Genomic DNA, 1,453 nt, shown 5'->3' with positions numbered 1-1,453 from the left:
TGAACTGCACCCCGAAAGTTGGACACCCAATCCAACCTTCGGGGTGTTTCTATGCGGAACCAGTACAGCGACCAGTTTAAGCTGCAAGTGGTGCAGCAATACCTGGATGGGGATGTCGGCCTAGAAGTGGTCGCCCACCAGCTTGGTCTGGACTATTCCATGGTCAGGCGATGGGTGGAGCAGTACCGGCAGCATGGGCCTTCAGGATTGCGCCAGACACGCCGCCACTACAGCCCAGCGTTCAAGCGCGAGGTGCTGGAAAGGATGTGGCGCGACGGCTTGTCGATCCGGCAGACCGAGGCCCTGTTTGATATCCGTGCCGCTGGCGCTATTGGCAGATGGGAGCGCCAGTACCATAGTGGTGGCCTAACCGCCTTGGAACCGAAACGCACGGGACGCCGCCCGATGCCCCAGAAGCCCCCATCTCCACCGCCCGAGCCTCCCTCCGATGGTGAGCGCTCCCATGAGGAGCTGCTCGAGGAGCTGGCATATCTGCGGGCGGAGAATGCCTATCTAAAAAAGCTCGATGCCTTGACCCGAGAGAAGCGGGCGACGACACGGGGCAAAAAGCCCAAGCCGTCCAAGGGTTAAGGCATGAGCACCCACTGGCGCTGCTGCTGCGTGCGGCATCGCTACCACGCAGCACGTTCTACTACCAGCTCAAGGCCCTGAGGGCTGGCGATCCGTATGCGTCTCTGAAGGCGCGTATCCAGGCGATCTACGATCACCACAAGGGACGCTATGGCTATCGCCGTATCACCGCTGTGCTGCGCCAGACAGGCGAGGCGGTCAACCACAAGACCGTCCAGCGGTTGATGCAACAGCTGGGCTTGAAGTCCCTCGTTCGCCCCAAGCGGTATCGGGCTTATCGAGGAGCCGAAGGCTACGCCGCCCCGAATACGCTACGGCGTCGGTTTCAGGCCCAGGGGCCGAATCAACGATGGGTGACAGACATCACCGAATTCAAGGTCGATGACCAGAAGCTCTACCTGTCACCGGTCATGGATCTGTATAACGGCGAAATCATCGCCTTCCAGACCGGGCCACGACCGGTCTTTGGCCTGGTGAAGCACATGCTGAGGAGCGCCTTCGACCGGCTGACGCCGGGTGATCGGCCTCTATTGCACTCGGATCAGGGTTGGCATTACCGCCACCCCAACTATCGTCGCCTGGTGGTGGAGAAACGGATACTGCGCAGCATGTCACGGAAAGGGAATTGTCTGGACAATGCCGCCATGGAGAGTTTTTTCGGTACCCTGAAAGCCGAGTACTTCCACCTGAACCGGTTCGACACCATTGAGCAGTTGCAGCAAGGCATTGCCGACTACATCCACTACTACAACCATCGGCGGATCAAGCAGAGACTAAAAGGCCTGAGCCCCGTGCAATACAGGACTCAGGCCATGGCCGCCGGTTAAGAGAACTAACCGTCCAACGATTGGGGGTCAGTTCA

Annotated in this window: 1 protein-coding gene; it reads left to right on the top strand. The window is 59.5% G+C overall.

Features of this window, described 5'->3' with window-relative positions; genetic code table 11:
* Nucleotides 1–51 precede the first annotated feature (51 nt).
* Nucleotides 52–1,418, top strand: a protein-coding gene (locus FHR94_RS19425; RefSeq protein ID WP_425485406.1) for an IS3 family transposase whose coding sequence is annotated in 2 segments (ribosomal slippage) — nt 52–514 and nt 514–1,418 — 1,368 coding nt in all. Because the reading frame shifts where the segments join, the coding sequence is not laid out codon by codon here.
* The last annotated feature ends 35 nt before the right edge of the window (nt 1,419–1,453 follow it).

The sequence above is a fragment of the Halomonas cerina genome (assembly GCF_014192215.1).
In the GTDB taxonomy this organism is placed as follows: domain Bacteria; phylum Pseudomonadota; class Gammaproteobacteria; order Pseudomonadales; family Halomonadaceae; genus Halomonas; species Halomonas cerina.
The sequence above is the reverse complement of the archived record's forward strand: the minus strand, read 5'-3'. Positions and strand labels throughout refer to the sequence as shown.